Source organism: Adhaeribacter rhizoryzae (assembly GCF_008629685.1).
Taxonomy (GTDB): domain Bacteria; phylum Bacteroidota; class Bacteroidia; order Cytophagales; family Hymenobacteraceae; genus Adhaeribacter; species Adhaeribacter rhizoryzae.
The window spans coordinates 736,064-753,437 of the sequence record NZ_VWSF01000001.1 but is presented as its reverse complement, the minus strand read 5'-3'; the positions used below and the strand labels follow the sequence as shown (position 1 = coordinate 753,437).

The following is a 17,374-nucleotide window of genomic DNA, read 5'->3' as shown; positions in this document are numbered from 1 at the left end:
TAAATTCAGATTAAACGTGATGATGGACAGCTTCTTCCAGGAATGGATGATTTACTGGCACCAGCGAAGCACTGGCCAACCGACGCGTAAACACCGTTAAGAACACGCCTAAGAATAACAGGAGCGCACCTAATTCTATAAATCCAAAACCGCTTTCTCCTCTTAACGTACCCGGCATAATCATTTGATAAAAATCTAACCAGTGACCAAACAATACTACAATACAAACAATTTTTAACATAATCATTTGACGCTTGGCATCGCGGGTCATTAACACTAAGAACGGGAAAGCAAAGTTTAAAAACAGAATACCAAAGATAATCCAGGCATAATGCCCATCGTAACCATGGAAACGTTCCTGGAAATAAACTACTTCTTCGGGTAAGTTCGCATACCAGTAAAGCATAAACTGCGAGAACCACAGGTAAGTCCAGAAAATACTGAAACCAAAGATAAACTTACCTAAATCATGTAAATGGTTCGCATTTAAAACTTTAAGGTAGCCTGCTTGCTTCAGGTAGATAGCCGTTAACGTGGTAGCAGCCAAACCAGCCACAAACCAACTGGAGAATACATACCATGCAAAGAGCGTACTAAACCAGTGGCTGTCTATGGTCATTACCCAATCCCAAGCTGACATGGAAGAAGTTACGCCAAACACAACCAAAAATATTGCTGAAATCCGAATGCTTTTATGGTAATATTCTAAACCACCATTTAAATCTTCGTTAAGGGATTGCTTCCGCAACCACCAGTCAAAAAAGATCCAGGCACCAATAAATACAACCATTCGGATCAGGTAAAAAGGCTGGTTTAAAAATGATTGCTTACCAGCCAGAATAGGGTCATAATTAGCATTATCTTTAATATAAAGGGTTTCATCGGTCCAGTGAAATAGCTGGTGCTTTCCTACTAAAAAGATAATTAATAATAATATTCCACCTATTGGTAAATAAGCAGCTAATGCTTCCAGAATGCGTTTAATTGGAACTGACCAACCTGCATAAGCCACATATTGAACAGCTGTGAAAAATAATCCAATTACGGCTATACCTATAAAATATACATTGTTAAGCCACAGGTTAGAAAACAAACGGTTTACCCAAGTAATGGCATGGTGACCACCTTCGGCGGCGGCAGCAGCCTCTTCGCCGTGTCCACCTCCATGATGTCCGGTACTGTTCATGGTAATAAAAATTCCCACTATTAAAAATACCAGACCTAATCCTATCATAAACAAGAACCGGTTACTGGTTCTCTTAGCGATACTTAGTCTTTCTTCTATCATTATCGGTTTAGGTTATTCTTCTTGGACGTTTGTTGGTTTAGTTGCATTCGGATTTTCAGTAGCCCCTCCCGATGGGTTATTAGTACCAGTTACCTGGTTAGTATTCATTTCCGTAGATGCACCTTGTGGTGGGTCAATATTTTTTACATCTTCTGTAGCAGGGTCTGTTTCGGGTTGCCCTACACCTTGTAAACCTGTACGAATATACATGGCTATTTTCCAGCGTTCTTCCGGGTTTAACTGAGTGCCGTGCGGCATCATTCTTCCCCGGCCGTTGGTAATAACATGGTATATATGGCCAAGAGGTACTGTTTTCAACCTGTCTTGACTCAGATTAGCTACCCCCAAGAATTTCTTACCAACTAATCCGTCGCCCTGACCTTCTGCTCCGTGGCACGGTGCACAGAACCGGGCATACAGTACTTCACCTTCTGCCAGGTTTTCTTCAGTTGCCCGCAACGGGTTTCTTAATCTGGCAGCGGCAATATCTACACTATCTTTAGGAATATGATTGTAAAAAGCTAATTTTCCTCTGGCAATAGAACCTTGCGCCGGAACCCGCATATTTAATCCTCCCGGATTTAATACGTTCGATTCATTTTGCTTTAAAGGATTATAAGCCGGATCATCGTACATCTGCGGTGCGTACTCAGTACCCGTATCGTTAGGGCCTGGTGCGCACGAAAACATAACAACTGAAGCAAAAAACAGAGAAGAAGTTGCTACTCCTAGTTTTAGTAAATTATTCATTATTTAGTTACCTCCTTCTCATTAACTTCGATGGCGCCATTATCACGTAATAAGGAATTCAGTTTGTTTACATCTGTTACCCCTTCTTTTACTTCAATGGCCATAATAAATTTATCATCCGTCGACCGCACATCCATAACCGGAACTTTTAATTTAGGATACAAGCCCGATATAATCAGAAAGGTGATTACCATACCATGCGCCGTAAATAACACGGTTAATTCAAAGCTTACCGGAATAAATGCCGGCAATGCAATGTGCGGTTTACCACCAATAATCATAGGCCAGTCGAAACCCAGCATATAAATCTGCATCCAAAGAGCAAAAGAAAGCCCGGTTAATCCGTACAGGAATGCAGCTATTGGCAAACGTGAACGCTCAATGCCCAAAGCATCATCAATGCCGTGTACCGGGTAAGGCGAAAAGACCGTGTAAATCTTAGTTCCGGCTGCCCGTATATTTTCTATGGCGTGAAGCAGAACATCTTCATCCTCATAAACGCCGAGAATGTATTTCTTATTTGTCATGGTGCGCTTGATTGTTTGGTGAATGTGCGTGCATTGTTTCTGGCGCATGAGAATGCTGAACGCCTGATGAAGATTTTAGAATAGTTTTTACTTCGAACATGTTAATTACCGGGAAATATTTGGCAAATAGTAAGAACAAAGTAAAGAATAAGCCCAAGGTTCCCACGTAAATACCCACGTCTATAATGGTTGGGGAGAACATAGCCCAGCTTGATGGCAGGAAGTCGCGGTGCAGCGATGTTACAATAATTACAAATCGCTCGAACCACATACCAATATTTACGAAGATAGAGATGATGAACGTGGCTACTACACTTCTTCTAATTTTGCGGAACCAGAAAAGCTGTGGTGTAATTACGTTACAGGTCATCATCGACCAGTAAGCCCACCAGTAAGGACCAGTAGCGCGGTTAATAAATGCGTACTGCTCATATTCCACGCCGGAGTACCAGGCAATAAAGAACTCGGTAATATAAGCCACACCCACAATAGAACCGGTCAGAATAATTACTTTATTCATCGATTCAATGTGCTCCAGGGTAATATAATCTTTCAGGAAGAACACATTGCGGGTAATGAGCATTAAAGTTAATACCATTGCAAATCCGGAGAAAATCGCCCCAGCCACAAAGTACGGCGGGAAGATGGTAGTATGCCAACCGGGAATTACCGAGGTAGCAAAGTCCATGGATACAATGGTGTGTACCGAAAGTACGAGTGGAGTAGAAACACCAGCCAGGATTAAAGAAACAGTTTCGTACCGTGACCAATGTTTAGCGGAACCAGTCCAGCCAAAGCTTAATAAAGCGTAAGCCCGGCGGGCAATCGGACCAGTAGCCCGGTCGCGGATGGTGGCAAAATCCGGAATTAAACCTAAGTACCAGAATACCAATGACACAGAGAAGTAAGTACTAATCGCGAATACGTCCCATAATAGTGGCGAGTTAAAGTTTACCCACAAGGAACCAAAGGTGTTTGGTAGTGGTAAAACCCAATAAGCTAACCACGGCCGGCCCATGTGCAACACCGGGAACATAGCCGCGCATATTACCGCGAAAATCGTCATCGCTTCGGCAGCCCGGTTAATAGAGCTTCTCCATTTTTGGCGGAAAAGCAAAAGAATGGCCGAAATTAGGGTACCAGCGTGACCTATACCTACCCACCACACAAAGTTGGTAATGTCCCAGGCCCAGTTTACTGTTTTATTTAAACCCCATTCTCCAATACCAAACCACAAGGTGCGGTAAACAGAATATATAAAAATGCCCAGGAAAAACAGCGCAACCGCTAAAGCAATGGCCCACCGGATATTGGGTTTGGCCTCTACTTGCCGGCTAACATCCTCGGTGATGTCATGGTAGGTTTTCCCTCCTGTTACTAAAGGTTCTCTTACCGGAGATACATGTTGCATATTTTATTCTTAATTTAAATTTAAATCAGCGGCTAAGCGTTTGTCGTGGTTAGGTTATTGTTTCTGATTTTAGTCAGGTAAGTTACATTCGGTTGCACATTGAGTTCTTCCAGCACATGGAATGCCCGTTCGCCATCTTCCCGGCGCAGAATTTGTGTTATCTGGCTGTTAGGGTCTTTCATGTCTCCGAAAATAATGGCATTAGTAGGGCAAGACTGGGCACAAGCAGTAACTATTTCACCATCTTTCGGACGGCGCTTATCTTTCTTCGCTTCCAGTTTTCCTGCTTGAATCCGTTGTACGCAGAACGAACATTTTTCGATTACCCCTCGACCCCGAACAGTTACATCTGGATTTAATACCATCCGGCCTAAATCAGAGTTCATCTGGTAGTTTTGGGTAGCAAACTTCTCGTTGTCGTAGTAAGCAAACCAGTTAAAGCGACGAACTTTATACGGACAGTTGTTTGCGCAATAACGGGTACCTACGCAACGGTTGTACGTCATTTGGTTTAAGCCTTCGCTGCTGTGGGTAGTAGCTAATACCGGACAAACTGTTTCGCAAGGGGCGTGGTTACAGTGCTGGCAAAGCATTGGCTGGAATATTACCTGCGGATTTTCGGAAGGCTCTTCCATGGCCTGGTAAGTAGCAATAGTTCCTAAATCAGAAGTATCTTTGTGGGTATCGCTGCTATAATAACGGTCGATGCGCATCCAGAACATTTCCCGGCGGTTTAATACTTCCTGCTTACCTACTATTGGGGTATTGTTTTCAGAAGCACAGCCAACTACGCAGCTACCGCAACCAATACAAGAGTTCAGGTCTATAACCATTCCCCAATGGTGGTTCTTGTATTCGTAATCGTACCACAACGACACTTTAGATGGGGTTTGCGGTCCGTCTGGCGTAGCAACTTTAATATATTCGGTTACTTCTTTCGGGTTTTTACGGTAAGCATCCAAAGAAGCCTCTTGCACCACATTCCGATCCATAATAGTATGGTGGGTCTGGGTTTGCGCAATAACTTTTTCTGCTCCGGTTTTCTTTAAGGTTACACCGTTTATGTACAGCACCCCGTTTTGGTTGGTAGCAGCTAATGGATAAACGTTAACACCTACCTGGTTTGCCACTGGTCCGGCATGTGTGCGGCCATAACCAACGGCAATTGCAACCGTATTGCGGGCCTGACCGGGCTGAATTAAAGCTGGTAATTCTATTGTTTTACCATTGGCGGCAGTTACCTGAATTACATCGTTCTGCTCAATTTCCATTTCTTTGGCTAGCGAACGCGGAATAGCTAAATAGTTATCCCAGGTAGCTCTGGAAATTGGGTCAGATAACTCTTGTAACCATGGGTTATTAGCTTCAACACCAGAACCTATTGAAGATTTCTGGTAAATGGCAAGTTCTATTCCTTTGGTATTGCGGGAGGTTTGGTTTATGGCCACTGCAGCTGCAGCTAATGTTAAAGGAGCAGCGGTAGCCGTGGTAGTCTGGCCAGGTGTAGCTACGCCTTCTAAAACGCCATCGTGTACAGCTTTGTCCCAAGCAGTATTAAAATCGCCACCTTTCACAAAATTGGCGCGCCAGTTATTACGCAAATAATCGTAATAAGAAGTGCGGCTACCGCTCCAGGCTAATAAACTGTCTTGTGCCTGGCGGGTTTTAAATAAAGGAGAAATAGTTGGTTGTGATAAACTCAGGTAGCCTTTTCTGGGCTCAAAGTCGTTCCAGGATTCTAATGGGTGATGATCCGGAGTAATATAATCGGCTAACGCAGCAGTTTCGTCAATCCGGTCGGCGAAGGAAATTTTTACACCTACCTTCTTCAAACCACTTACTACTTTATCAGCTAACGGATGGTTATAAACCGGGTTAGCATTATAAAATATTACCGCGCCTACAGTACCAGCATTCATTTCGTTAATGAAACGAATCATTTGGGTATCATCGCCTTGCTTGATGTAGATAGGAGCCGCTGTGTTAATGGTAGTTCCTTCACTACCCAGCATCCGGTTAATTTCGCGTACCAAAGATTGTACCGCTACATCATTAGAACCCGATACTACTAAGGAAGCACCACGGTTAGCTAATAAATCTTTAACAGCCGCATCTAATTGTTTGGTTTGGGCGAAGGCTGGCGTATTTAAAACCTGGCCGCCGGTGCCCTGCGCAATACGGTTATAAAGGGCAGCTACAGCTACTCCTTCTTCAGATGGTTTAATGGGTACGCGAACATCAGCATTAGCACCAGTTAAGCTTAAAGTAGCTTCAAACTGATAATGCCTTGACATATTCGGGTTATCTTTGGTTACCTTACGGTTGGTAATATATTGCTTGGCAAATTCTACCTGGCTTAACCACGCACCTAAAAAGTCGGCACCGAAACTTACAATGGTTTTGGCTTTGCTGAAATCGTAACCCGGAATAACACCGCCGTTGGCTTTTAACAAGCCTGACACAGAATACGGATCGTAAACAACGTGTTCGAACGCAGGATATTTAGCACCGAACTCCCGAATTACTTGTCTGGTAGATGGGCTGATAACGGTGGTTGAAACTAAAGCCACTTTACCATTTACCTGGCCCAGCTTTGTTCTGATTTCCTGATCTATCTGCTCCCAATCGGCATCAATATGCTTTTCGCCTCTTTTGCTTACCGGGTTTGGCAGGCGGGTGGTATCGTACAGGCTCAGTACGGTAGCTTGGCCTCTGGGGCTTAAACCACCACGGGTCAGGCTAGAAAGGGGGTTACCTTCTATTTTAATGGGGCGACCTTCCCGGGTTTTTACTAAAATACTGTTATAATCGCCATCGGTGAAGTAAGTAGAGGCATACCAGTTAGCAATACCGGGCTCTATTTCTTCGGGCTTGTTTAAATAAGGAATTGCTTTTCTTACCGGCGCTTCGCAAGAAGCCAGTGTAGCTGCGGCCACGCTAAATCCTAATAACTTCAGGAAATCGCGACGGGGAGCAACTTCAGCATTTTTGCCTGAACTACTTTTATCTTTTACCGGCAGAAACTCCGCAAACTCGTTTTGTGAATTTTTTACAAATTCCGGAGTGTTTTCGAGCTCTTCCAGCCCTTTCCAGTATTTAATTGTTTCTTGCATATTATGAATAGAAAACTCAGATGCTTTGGAAAATTAGATTAATAATGACATTTAGAGCACTCAGTACCGCCGTTCGAAGACACGGTAAAGGCAGCACCTTTATTTACTTCGTCATGTATTTTTACCAGGTTATCGTAATATTTATTACCCTCGGTATTTAATGGCTGCTCCCGGTGGCAGTTTATACACCAGCCCATAGTTAAAGGCGAGAACTGATAAACCACATCCATGGTCTCGATAGGTCCGTGGCAGGTCTGGCACTCAATGCCACCTACTTTGGTGTGTTGTGAGTGATTAAAGTAAGCCAAGTCAGGTAAATTATGTACACGCACCCACTCAATAGGCCGGTTCTTCTCAATAGCAGTGTATATTTTTTTAATTTCCGGCGATTCTTTCTTAATCTGGCTGTGGCAGTTCATACAGATGTTTGCCGATGGAATATTAGCACTCCGGCTTTTGTAAACACTGGTGTGGCAGTAATTACAATCTATCTGGTGTTCGCCGGCGTGTAATTTGTGCGAGAAAGCAATAGGCTGGCGCGGCTGATAGCCTTGTTGTAAACCTACGCCGTAAGTTTCTTCAATCGCAATGTCGGTTAAAACCACTACAAATATTAACCCTACAATTACCTGAACCGCTCTTGATTTGTATATTTTAGAAAAGTCGAAACGTTGTTCTATTAATTCCAGATCGTTGCCATCTAAATCTTTTTTACCCCGCAGGTAATCTTTCATTAAGTTGGCAATAATCAGGAGCACAATTACCATTACTATTAATACCACAATCAGGGCTATTAATATAATATGCAGGTAATTGCTGGCCGCGCCGGCACCTTCACCGCCCGGACCATCAGTAGCCGCTGCTGCTGCCTGGTTATTGGCTGGTGTACCGGTTGGGGCAGTAGTAACATTAGCACTTTCTACCTCAATGTACTTTACAAGAGAAGTAATTTCCTCGTCAGACAAAGCAAAGCTGGGCATTTGCTGCTTGTCATATTCATTAAAGATAGCTAAAGCCGCTTTATCGCCACTTTGCACCATTTTGCTGGAATTCCGAATCCAGCTGATTAACCAAGGTAGCGGATGTTTTTTATGTACATCCTTTAAAGGAGGCCCTACCAGCTTTTCGTTCATGGCATGGCAACTGGCACAGTTATTTTTAAATAATGTTGCGCCTGCCTGCACCTGTGCATCCCCTCCTGCTGTAGCTGCACCTGCTGTTTGCCCATCCTGGCTCACAGAGGCTTCTTCACCTTGCGCGAAAGAAGAAAAAACAGTAAAAAAAGTAAGAAGTAGAGTTAGTAAAAATGGGTATAATTTGTTTGATTTACAGCTAATCATTGCTTAGATCGCTTTTTTAGTAAGGTGAAACTACATTACGGGCACAAATCTACTATGCGATTTTTATTATTCAAACATAATATCTCATATTTTTGGAGTGCTAAAAGCCTTAGCAGAGCAACCACATACAACATACTGGTTTTCAATAACAAAGGTGTCAAAAACATCTTATTTAGAATATTTTTAAATTATATTATCCAGCAATAGATGAAGCGGCTATTAAACAATTATATTGTTAATTTCTAAATTTTAGATAATTATATTCCTATATTCTTTATTACGAATATGCTTTAAGCTAACTTTAATCCTAAGAATATTACTATTTATTTTATAACTCCCTCCTTAATAAAATATTTAATCATATTATTTCCGGCCCAATAATTTAATTGCAGACTCTCTGGCACGAGCTTCTTAATCTAAAATATTGCTAAAATGGGTTTGATTTCTGTCGTTTTTACCTTCTATGATTTAGGTGTTTCTTTGCTAATAAACCTTCTGTAAGTTGGGTAACCATAAAAATCAACGCTATGAAAAAGATTCTACTTTTCTTATTCCTTCTCCCCTTGTATGCCTTAGCGCAGGAAGATGAAAAACCTTTGCCCGAAGCAGATTTAATTATAGTAGAAACCAAAGGAGAGTTGGTAATGGTTTTAAAAGAATTGGCCTTGGTAATGCAAGAGAAAGGTTACTTTATTGAAGATTATAATAAGGAGTTACTTAATATAATAGCTACGAAGCGAACTACTTCCTGGCATAGCCTGGAAATAAAAGTGAATGCATACATTCGTGAAAAAGAGAACGGCAATCTTAATCTTTATTTTTTTGGCGCGTACAATACAAAAAATGGGGAAGAACAATACCAGGGTAGTGCCAATTTTAATAATAATTTACTGCGCCGAAATGAACGAATCGCTTTTGAGGAAATAAATAAACTGGCCAAAGCCTTTCCGGGCAGTTCTGTAATATACGGCAAACTCTAATTTTTAAATTAATCAGGACTTTCGCAATAGCTGCCCTAGCGGTGTGTTTTAACCATAGGCATGCAGGCTAAGGAATATTTTAGCATAATTTACATTGGCTTGCGCAAGCTTGTAGTTGGGGTGTTTTTATAAAAGGAAGGTTTGGACAACCGGCCAGTTGGAAACTGACCATTATTTTAGGCTCACTTTACCGCTGCGCTCAATACAGCACCAGCTCTTTTTTGCGGAAGCCATATTTATATAGAATTTTAAAGCCGATATAAATTGATTAAAATACTCGCCGCTCGCCTATCGGCCATATTATTTTAGGCAGTTTACTTTATATAATATATAACACTTATACACCTTCATTAACAGTCAGCTTTTTTAAGCAGAACAACGGCTTCCTTACTTACAATCTGGTTTTAACCACCGCGCCAACATAACAAATAATTGCAAGCGAGTTCCGAGACTTTAATGCTTTCATGCTTAGCTAATAAGTTAATGGGCTATAAATTTATAAAAAAGCTTGAACTAACTTCCGGTATAAACCTTTTATAGGTTTGTGTTACAAATATTTAATTATTATATTTGCACCCTCATTTAAAAAAATATTCGACAACCTAATGGAATTAAGAAATTATGAAACGGTCTTTATCCTGACCCCGTTGCTGAACGAGGTACAGGTAGGAGAAACGGTCGAGAAGTTCAGACAGGTGCTTAAGGAAAATGGCGCCGAAATTATTCACGAAGAAAACTGGGGATTACGGAAACTGGCTTATCCAATCCAGAAAAAATCAACTGGTTTTTACGTGCTGGTAGAGTTTAAAGCTCCTTCCACTATTGTTAACCCGCTGGAACTTGCTTATCGCCGCGACGAGAAAATAATCCGGTTCTTAACCACTGCCTTAGACAAGCACGCTGTATCTTACAACGAGCGTCGCCGCAACGGGGAAATGAACCAGCAAAAGCAAGCTAAAAAAGAAAAGGAGGCACAAGCATCATGAGTTTAGTTAACGAAAAAATCCACAAGCAGGATACCCGCAAAAAATATTGCCGCTTCAAGAAAAACGGTATTCAGTACATCGATTATAAAGATGGTAACTTCTTATTAAAATTTGTAAACGAGCAAGGCAAAGTTCTTCCGCGCCGCTTAACCGGTACCAGCCTGAAATTTCAGCGCCGGGTGTCGCAAGCCGTAGCCCGGGCTCGTCATTTGGCTATTTTGCCTTATGTAACCGATTCATTAAAATAAGGAGGTATAGCAAATGGAAGTTATTTTAAAAGACGACGTTAAAGGCTTAGGCTTTAAAAACGATATTGTAAGCGTAAAACCAGGTTACGGCCGCAATTATTTAATACCCCAAGGTATTGCCGTAATTGCCGATAAATCAAACAAAAAAGTTGTAGCGGAAAATATTCGCCAGGCTTCGCACAAAGCCGAGAAGGTGAAAATGGATGCGCAAGCCGTTGCCGACCAAATTGGCGACACAGCCATTGACCTGCCAGCTAAAGTAGGTGAAAGCGGTAAAATATTTGGTGCCGTTACCACTACCCAGTTATCAGATGCGCTGCGGGCCAAAGGCATTGAAGTAGACCGTAAGAAAATTTCTTTCGACCAGGAAGTAAAATCTGCCGGTGAATACACTGCTTCTATTGCGCTGCACAAAGAAGTGAAGCACACCGTACGTTTTAACGTAGTAGCGGAGTAAGCTTAACTATTACTTTATTAAAAAGTCCTGCTGGTAACGGCAGGACTTTTTTTATTTTGTACCCCGCAAAGGTTCAGCGGGCTTAAGCCTGATTTAATTAAACCTGCAGGCTGTTTCTTGCGTGCCTATAAATACGTAAGCTATATAATTTCTTTACCAGATAAAAAATGACCTTATTTCGCACCGAAATTAATATTAAACCAATTGAACAGCAGCTAGGTTTAAATGCCCGTGTGCTAACCGCCGGCTCTTGCTTTGCCGAAGTGATGGGGAATAAAGTGGCCGGTTACAAAGTACAAAGTCTGGTAAATCCTTTTGGCACTATTTTTAATCCGGTATCGCTTTTTAAATTATTGGCGACCGCCCTACAACCAGAACCGGAATTTACCGGCGAACTGCTGGAACGCGATGGTTACTGGTACGCCTACGATCTGCACTCTTCCTTTACCGCCCCTTCCCGCACTTTATTAATCTCGCGTATTCAAACCCAGTTAGTACAAACACAAGAATTTCTGAAGAACACAGATTTACTGATTCTAACGTTGGGTACGGCCGTAGGCTATATACATAAAGCCAGCAATACGTTGGTTGCCAATTGCCACAAAGTACCGCAGCAGGCGTTTGAAAAAAAATTAATTTCGACCGCAACCATTACCAATGCTTTTGCCCCGCTTTATGCCAGCTTACAAGCTTTAAACCCGAATATTAAAATATTATTTACCGTAAGCCCGGTGCGCCACCTAAAAGAAACCTTAGAATTAAACAGCGTAAGTAAATCAATCTTGCGGGTGGCTTGCCAAGAACTTAGCGAGGCGTTTGCGGGTGTGCAATATTTTCCGGCTTACGAACTCATGCTGGATGATTTGCGCGATTACCGGTTTTACAAAGCCGATATGCTGCACCCCACCGAAGTAGCCGAAGATTATATCTGGCAGAAATTTAGCCAGGCTTACTTTAACCAGGATTTTCAGAACTTTGCGGCTAAATGGGATAAAATACAACAGGCCCTGGCACACAAACCTTTTCAGCCCGAATCGGCGGCCCACCAGCAGGTTTTACAAAAATTATTAGGGCAATTACAAGCGCTAAACCAACAAACCGACTGCTCCGCCGAAATTGCGCAAGTAAAAAGTATGCTCATATAAATAAAGCTTTTCCGGCTTAATTGCGTAAGTCAGGATTAACCAAACACCCGAACCAACTGCCCGACCAGAAACCTAAAACTATGAAAAAAGCAAACCGCCTCCTTCAGGAATCCAGCCCATATTTATTGCAGCACGCCTACAACCCCGTAGATTGGTACCCCTGGGGCGAAGAAGCCTTAACCAAAGCCCGCACCGAAAACAAACCAATATTGGTAAGCATTGGTTACGCGGCCTGCCATTGGTGCCACGTCATGGAACACCAATCGTTCGAGCAAGAAAATATTGCCGAAGTAATGAACGAAAATTTCGTTTGTATTAAGGTAGACCGCGAAGAACGGCCCGATGTGGATCAGATTTACATGGATGCCATCCATGCCATGGGCATTCAGGGCGGGTGGCCGTTAAATGTTTTTTTAAATACCGAAGCCAAACCTTTTTACGGCGGCACTTATTTTCCGCCGCAGCAATGGGTAAAAATATTACAAAATATTGCCGAAGCTTACCGCGACCACCGCACTGAATTGGATAGTTCGGCAGAGCAATTTGCCGAACACCTGAACTTAAGCGATTTGCACAAGTATGGCCTGCAGCAAAGCGAATCTGATTTTACTGCAGAAGATTTTGAGCAGCTTTACAGTAATTTTAGTGCGCGTTTTGATAAAGTACGGGGCGGTATGGGACAAGCGCCTAAGTTCCCGATGCCAGTAAATTACGCTTTTTTGCTGCGTTATTATCAATATTCAAAAAATCAGGCGGCCCTGGACCAAGCGGTACTTACCTTACAGGAAATGGCTTACGGTGGAATCTACGACCAGGCCGGCGGTGGCTTTGCCCGCTACTCCGTAGATGCCGACTGGCTGGTGCCGCACTTCGAAAAAATGCTTTATGATAATGGCCAGTTAATTAGTTTGTACGCCGAAGCTTATGCTGTTACTAAAAATCCGTTGTTTAAAGAAGTAGTTTACGAAACCATTGGGTTTGTGCAACGCGAACTCATGAGCCCGGAAGGTGGTTTTTATTCTTCGCTAGATGCGGATAGCGAAGGCGAGGAAGGTAAATTTTACGTTTTCCGGCAAGAAGAATTGCCGGCAATTCTGGGTGCGGAGGAGCCCTTATTCTCTAAATATTACAACGTAACCGGCGAAGGCAATTGGGAACACGGCATAAATATTCTGCACCGCAAAACCAGCGATGCGGAATTTGCGCAAGATAATAACTTAACCATAGATGAACTCAAAAGCAAAGTAACTGCCTGGAAAAGCACCATTATGGCCGTGCGCGAAAAACGTGTCCGCCCCGGTTTAGACGATAAAATATTGCTTTCGTGGAATGCTTTAATGCTGAAAGGATTAGCCGATGCTTACAAAGTTTTTGGCGAGCCCCAGTTTCTGGATTTAGCTTTAACTAACGCACAATTTCTGCTGCAGAACCTCCGCCAGGGCGAAGCCTTGTTTCACAACTACAAAAACGGCAAAGCTACTATAAACGGCTTTTTAGAAGATTACGCGTTATTAATTCAAGCCTTAATTGCGCTTTACCAGATTACCTTTGAGGAACGCTGGCTGAACGAAGCGAAAAAATTAACCGATTACGTCATCCGGAATTTCTACGATGACCAAGAGCAATTATTCTTTTTTACCGACCAGACGGGTGAGAAATTAATTGCCCGCAAGAAAGAAATAATGGACAATGTAGTGCCGGCTTCTAATTCCGTAATGGCCGTTAACCTGCATTTTCTGAGTTTAATATTCGACCAGCCCCGCTACCTCGAAATATCGGATGCTATGTTGGCGCAAGTAAAACCATTGGTGGTAAAAGAGCCTTCGCACCTGGCAAATTGGGCTTCGCTCTACGCGCTCAAGCTAAAACCAACCGCTGAAATAGCCATAGTTGGCCCTGAAGCTAAAAATATTCAGCAAGAACTCACTCAGCAATATATTTCTAATGCGGTGTTGGTTGGTACTACCAGCGAAAGTGATTTGCCGCTGCTCCAGGATCGGGAACCGATTAACGGCAAAACTACCATTTTTGTTTGCTACAACAAAGCCTGCCAGTTACCGGTGCACACTGTAGCCGAAGCATTAGAACAGTTAAATCAGATTTAAATAAATATAGAAATAAAGGTAACATTAAGCAGCAATATTTTCTGGCTTACTCAGGATTGGCTTTGCGTTAATATTAACCAAAATGCTTTTTAACGGAATACCAGTCTGCCGGATTGTTCAATTTTTCCTGTTTCGGATATAATGGTATAAAAATACATACCTGCTACCAACGTGCTACTCCGGCTAATAAAAGTCTGCGCTAAACTTAAAGGCTGCATCAGTACCAATTGATTCTGAGCGTTATAAAGAGACAAAGTAGCCGGAATATTCTTTTTATTATCGATGTAGAAATAAAATTCAACCGGGTTCGGGTAAACTTTAAAAGTTAAAGTTTCATCCACATTATCAGGTTCTGTATCAGGCGCAAATATTGGTACTTCCCCAAATTTATTGGCATGCTCCTGGTCGGTTACCTGCTCGGGCCGGAAATAAACGGCTAAGGTTAAATCTTGCTGCTGCGAAATACCCGTTACCACAGGAGGCGCGGTGCCCCGGAAAGTAATAATATAAGGCAAATTTCGGCGTAAGGATGCATCGGGCTTAATGGTATATTCTATTTCGGGCGGATTATCGGAAGTTGGAAAAGTGGTAATGCTGTTAGCCCATCTAAATAATTCTGAATAAGCAGTTAAAGTATTGGCGTGGGTAGCCGCTACTCTTATTTTTACGGGTTCGTCGGAAGTAATAAAAACCTGGTTCCGGTTATTAACGGGTACCTGGATGCGGTTACGTATTTCTACTAGCTGGTTAACGCCGGCTGGCAAAATTAACACTAATATTTCGCGCATTACTTTTCCAATTAATTGTTCCTGACGGTATTCCCAGATTTCTACCACCACACTGTGCCGCCCTGCTTTATCCGGCGCTGGCCAAATAAATTCTCCGGTTTGGCTGTTAATAGTAGCGCCCACCGGAAACTGATAAGAAGGAATGTATGCGTTACGGTTCTGCATAGCCGGTACTAGTTTATAAATCAGACTATCGCCGTCGGGATCGTAGGCCGTAATATTATGCCGGTAAGGTTGGCCCAAAATACCGGTAAATATAACCGGTGACATAAAAACAGGTGATCGATTGGCGGTAACGTTCGGATCTATTTTAACGGTAGCCTGAATCACAAAAGCAATATCTTCCCGGTTAGCAATATTGGCATAATCAATTCTGCGGTTTATTTCTTTAAAAGAAACTGTAAACGTACCCGTAGCCGGGAACTGGTGCTCAAAATAATATACTTCCCGGTACATTTCCGGATTATCGGTTAACGCCGCCCTGCTGGACCGGATTACGGATTCCTCGTGAGTTCCGTCGCTAAAGCTAATACGAGCAATAGGCAACGCGTCTGGAACAGTTAGGGCTTTGGGCGTGTAATAAACCAGCTTAAAGAAATACCGTAACGGCCAGGTGTTGGTGGTATCGGAATGGAAGGTTAATTCTGCGCTTTCGGGGTTAAATGCCTTGGCAGGTAACGCAAAAAATTGCGTAACAAAAAGGCAAATCAAAATTAGACTGCGAGAAGTAACAAATGTGTTCATAAGCACAAGCAGTTTAGTGGCTACCAAATTTTTGCCTAATAAATTAATATCTATTTACTATAAAAAAACCAGCTTTCCGGTTTGCTCAATTTTATCCTGCTCCGATAAAATCACATAAAAATAGATACCGGGCTTTAAGTAGCGACTTCGCCGAATAGTAGTTTGTTGTAAATTCAAGGGCATCATCAGTACCAGTTGGCTGCTAGCATTATATAAAAGCAGCTTAGCCGGAGAATTAGTGTTATTATCTACTTTAAAGTAAGCATGTACCGGATTAGGATACATTTTAAAAACCCAGGGTTCGGTATCATTGTCGGGTTCTGGTTCTACTGGGGGCGGCTGTTCGCCGGGTTCTGTGGTATCTTCCTGGTCGGTAGCCCGCTCTGGCCGGAAATATATTGCCAGCGTTAAATCTTGCTGCGGCGTACCGGTAGCCGTAGTAGCGCCCGTGCCCCGAAAGGTAACAATATAAGGCAAGCTGCGCCGCAATATTGCTTCTGGCCGAATGGTATATTCTATTTCGGGCGGACTATCGGCAGTTGGGAAGGCCGTAATAATATTGCTGCGGCGAAATAATTCCGAATAAGCATCCAGACTAACCGCATTGTTGGCAACCACCCTAATTTTTAAAGGCACATTTGTATTCGTAATAAAAAGCTGGTTTTGGTCATTTAGCGGGAGTTCACGCCTGTTCCGGATCTGCAAGGACGGATTGGTAGCTGCCGCCAGGGTAGTAACTATAAAATCGCGCATTACTTTGCCTATTAGCTGTCCTTGCCGGTATTCCCGAATTTCTACCGCATAGGCATAACGTCCCAATTTATCTGGCTGTTGCCATAGAATCTCACCCGTCCGGTTATTAATGGTAGTAGATTCGGGAAACTGATATGAAGCTACCGCCTGGCCGCCATCTTGCAGGATGGGTACTAATTTGTAGGCGAGGCTGTCGCCGTCAGGGTCATATGCGGTAACATTGTGGCGAAAAGGTTGACCGATAGTGGTTGAGAGAATAAACGGCGCTAGAAAAACCGGTGAAGGATTAGCTGCCGCCTGTAAACCAATAATAACTGTAGCTTGAATAAAAAATGGAATATTTTCTGAGCCAGTTACATTCAGAAAGGCCGTTCCTCTATTTAAATCTGTAAAAGAAACTATAAAATTACCGCTAGTTGAGTAATCGTGCTGAAAGTAATACACACTACGATAAATATTTTTATTAGCCGCTAAGATGGTCCTGCTATTTCTATCTACTACTCCCGTAGTTCCGTCACCAAAATTTAACGTAGCGGTAGGGTTATCGGCATTAGAATTACCAAAATCCTGATACAACACTAATTTAAAAAAATAACGCAGCGGAGAAATATTAGTGGTATCGGCGTGAAAGGTTAATTCTCCGCCCACCAAGTGCGATGCCCGAACGGGGTTACTTAAAAAAATCAAACCTAAAAAGCAACTCAGCAACCAAAAACGAAAAGTAAGGAATATTTTCATA

15 protein-coding genes are annotated in these 17,374 nt (G+C 42.6%); 7 read left to right on the top strand and 8 right to left on the bottom strand.

Going from position 1 to position 17,374, the window contains the following annotated elements; genetic code table 11:
- Window positions 1-10 precede the first annotated feature (10 nt).
- The 6 genes from F0145_RS03085 to F0145_RS03060 are packed head-to-tail and all read right to left on the bottom strand — an operon-like array spanning window position 11 to window position 8,222.
- Complete coding sequence (locus F0145_RS03085) at window positions 11-1,288, bottom strand: quinol:cytochrome C oxidoreductase (RefSeq protein ID WP_150086725.1); 1,278 nt, start codon at window positions 1,286-1,288, stop codon at window positions 11-13.
- A 12-nt stretch (window positions 1,289-1,300) separates the two neighbouring features.
- Window positions 1,301-2,038, bottom strand: coding sequence for a c-type cytochrome (locus F0145_RS03080; RefSeq protein ID WP_150086723.1), 738 nt, complete (start codon window positions 2,036-2,038; stop codon window positions 1,301-1,303).
- A complete protein-coding gene (locus F0145_RS03075) occupies window positions 2,038-2,565 on the bottom strand; it encodes a DUF3341 domain-containing protein (RefSeq protein WP_150086721.1) in 528 nt (175 codons plus the stop codon). Before F0145_RS03075 ends, F0145_RS03080 begins: the two co-directional genes overlap by 1 nt.
- Entirely contained in the window at window positions 2,555-3,976 is a 1,422-nt protein-coding gene (gene nrfD, locus F0145_RS03070; RefSeq protein WP_150086719.1) for an NrfD/PsrC family molybdoenzyme membrane anchor subunit, read from the bottom strand. The genes F0145_RS03075 and nrfD overlap by 11 nt, the downstream gene beginning before the upstream one ends.
- 32 nt (window positions 3,977-4,008) lie before the next feature.
- Window positions 4,009-7,089 (bottom strand): TAT-variant-translocated molybdopterin oxidoreductase, encoded by a 3,081-nt coding sequence (locus F0145_RS03065; RefSeq protein WP_150086717.1) that lies wholly within the window; start codon window positions 7,087-7,089, stop codon window positions 4,009-4,011.
- A gap of 38 nt (window positions 7,090-7,127) precedes the next feature.
- Window positions 7,128-8,222 carry a cytochrome c3 family protein gene (locus F0145_RS03060; RefSeq protein WP_262719572.1) on the bottom strand — a complete coding sequence of 365 codons (1,095 nt, stop codon included), beginning with the start codon at window positions 8,220-8,222 and terminating at the stop codon, window positions 7,128-7,130.
- Here F0145_RS03060 and F0145_RS26460 point away from each other — a divergent pair.
- From F0145_RS26460 to F0145_RS03030, 7 genes are all read left to right on the top strand, one after another.
- Window positions 8,221-8,436, top strand: coding sequence for a hypothetical protein (locus F0145_RS26460; protein ID WP_223815792.1), 216 nt, complete (start codon window positions 8,221-8,223; stop codon window positions 8,434-8,436). The two genes, F0145_RS03060 and F0145_RS26460, sit on opposite strands and share 2 nt — an antisense overlap.
- Window positions 8,437-8,956: 520 nt before the next feature.
- Window positions 8,957-9,409, top strand: coding sequence for a hypothetical protein (locus F0145_RS03055; protein ID WP_150086713.1), 453 nt, complete (start codon window positions 8,957-8,959; stop codon window positions 9,407-9,409).
- Window positions 9,410-10,014: 605 nt separating this feature from the next.
- On the top strand, window positions 10,015-10,395 hold the full coding sequence (gene rpsF, locus F0145_RS03050; RefSeq protein ID WP_150086711.1) for a 30S ribosomal protein S6: 381 nt from the start codon (window positions 10,015-10,017) through the stop codon (window positions 10,393-10,395).
- A complete protein-coding gene (gene rpsR, locus F0145_RS03045) occupies window positions 10,392-10,643 on the top strand; it encodes a 30S ribosomal protein S18 (RefSeq protein ID WP_146898756.1) in 252 nt (83 codons plus the stop codon). Before rpsF ends, rpsR begins: the two co-directional genes overlap by 4 nt.
- 13 nt (window positions 10,644-10,656) lie before the next feature.
- Window positions 10,657-11,100 (top strand): 50S ribosomal protein L9, encoded by a 444-nt coding sequence (gene rplI, locus F0145_RS03040; protein ID WP_150086709.1) that lies wholly within the window; start codon window positions 10,657-10,659, stop codon window positions 11,098-11,100.
- A 167-nt stretch (window positions 11,101-11,267) separates the two neighbouring features.
- Window positions 11,268-12,245: a GSCFA domain-containing protein gene (locus F0145_RS03035; protein ID WP_150086707.1), complete on the top strand. Its 978-nt coding sequence runs from the start codon at window positions 11,268-11,270 to the stop codon at window positions 12,243-12,245.
- 80 nt (window positions 12,246-12,325) lie between these two features.
- Window positions 12,326-14,350: a thioredoxin domain-containing protein gene (locus F0145_RS03030; RefSeq protein ID WP_150086705.1), complete on the top strand. Its 2,025-nt coding sequence runs from the start codon at window positions 12,326-12,328 to the stop codon at window positions 14,348-14,350.
- Between the two features lie 89 nt (window positions 14,351-14,439).
- Here the strand turns inward: F0145_RS03030 and F0145_RS03025 are convergent, their stop codons facing one another.
- Both F0145_RS03025 and F0145_RS03020 read right to left on the bottom strand, forming a co-directional pair.
- On the bottom strand, window positions 14,440-15,882 hold the full coding sequence (locus F0145_RS03025) for a T9SS type A sorting domain-containing protein (RefSeq protein WP_150086703.1): 1,443 nt from the start codon (window positions 15,880-15,882) through the stop codon (window positions 14,440-14,442).
- A gap of 57 nt (window positions 15,883-15,939) precedes the next feature.
- Window positions 15,940-17,373, bottom strand: a complete 1,434-nt coding sequence (locus tag F0145_RS03020; RefSeq protein ID WP_150086702.1) for a T9SS type A sorting domain-containing protein — start codon at window positions 17,371-17,373, stop codon at window positions 15,940-15,942.
- Window position 17,374: the final 1 nt, after the last annotated feature.

Coding starts and splice junctions, on each gene's coding strand:
- F0145_RS03085 (WP_150086725.1), bottom strand. CDS start 1,288: ATGATAGAAGAAAGACTAAGTATCGCTAAGAGAACCAGTAACCGGTTC.
- F0145_RS03080 (WP_150086723.1), bottom strand. CDS start 2,038: ATGAATAATTTACTAAAACTAGGAGTAGCAACTTCTTCTCTGTTTTTT.
- F0145_RS03075 (WP_150086721.1), bottom strand. CDS start 2,565: ATGACAAATAAGAAATACATTCTCGGCGTTTATGAGGATGAAGATGTT.
- nrfD (WP_150086719.1), bottom strand. CDS start 3,976: ATGCAACATGTATCTCCGGTAAGAGAACCTTTAGTAACAGGAGGGAAA.
- F0145_RS03065 (WP_150086717.1), bottom strand. CDS start 7,089: ATGCAAGAAACAATTAAATACTGGAAAGGGCTGGAAGAGCTCGAAAAC.
- F0145_RS26460 (WP_223815792.1), top strand. CDS start 8,221: ATGGCATGGCAACTGGCACAGTTATTTTTAAATAATGTTGCGCCTGCC.
- F0145_RS03060 (WP_262719572.1), bottom strand. CDS start 8,222: ATGAACGAAAAGCTGGTAGGGCCTCCTTTAAAGGATGTACATAAAAAA.
- F0145_RS03055 (WP_150086713.1), top strand. CDS start 8,957: ATGAAAAAGATTCTACTTTTCTTATTCCTTCTCCCCTTGTATGCCTTA.
- rpsF (WP_150086711.1), top strand. CDS start 10,015: ATGGAATTAAGAAATTATGAAACGGTCTTTATCCTGACCCCGTTGCTG.
- rpsR (WP_146898756.1), top strand. CDS start 10,392: ATGAGTTTAGTTAACGAAAAAATCCACAAGCAGGATACCCGCAAAAAA.
- rplI (WP_150086709.1), top strand. CDS start 10,657: ATGGAAGTTATTTTAAAAGACGACGTTAAAGGCTTAGGCTTTAAAAAC.
- F0145_RS03035 (WP_150086707.1), top strand. CDS start 11,268: ATGACCTTATTTCGCACCGAAATTAATATTAAACCAATTGAACAGCAG.
- F0145_RS03030 (WP_150086705.1), top strand. CDS start 12,326: ATGAAAAAAGCAAACCGCCTCCTTCAGGAATCCAGCCCATATTTATTG.
- F0145_RS03025 (WP_150086703.1), bottom strand. CDS start 15,882: ATGAACACATTTGTTACTTCTCGCAGTCTAATTTTGATTTGCCTTTTT.
- F0145_RS03020 (WP_150086702.1), bottom strand. CDS start 17,373: ATGAAAATATTCCTTACTTTTCGTTTTTGGTTGCTGAGTTGCTTTTTA.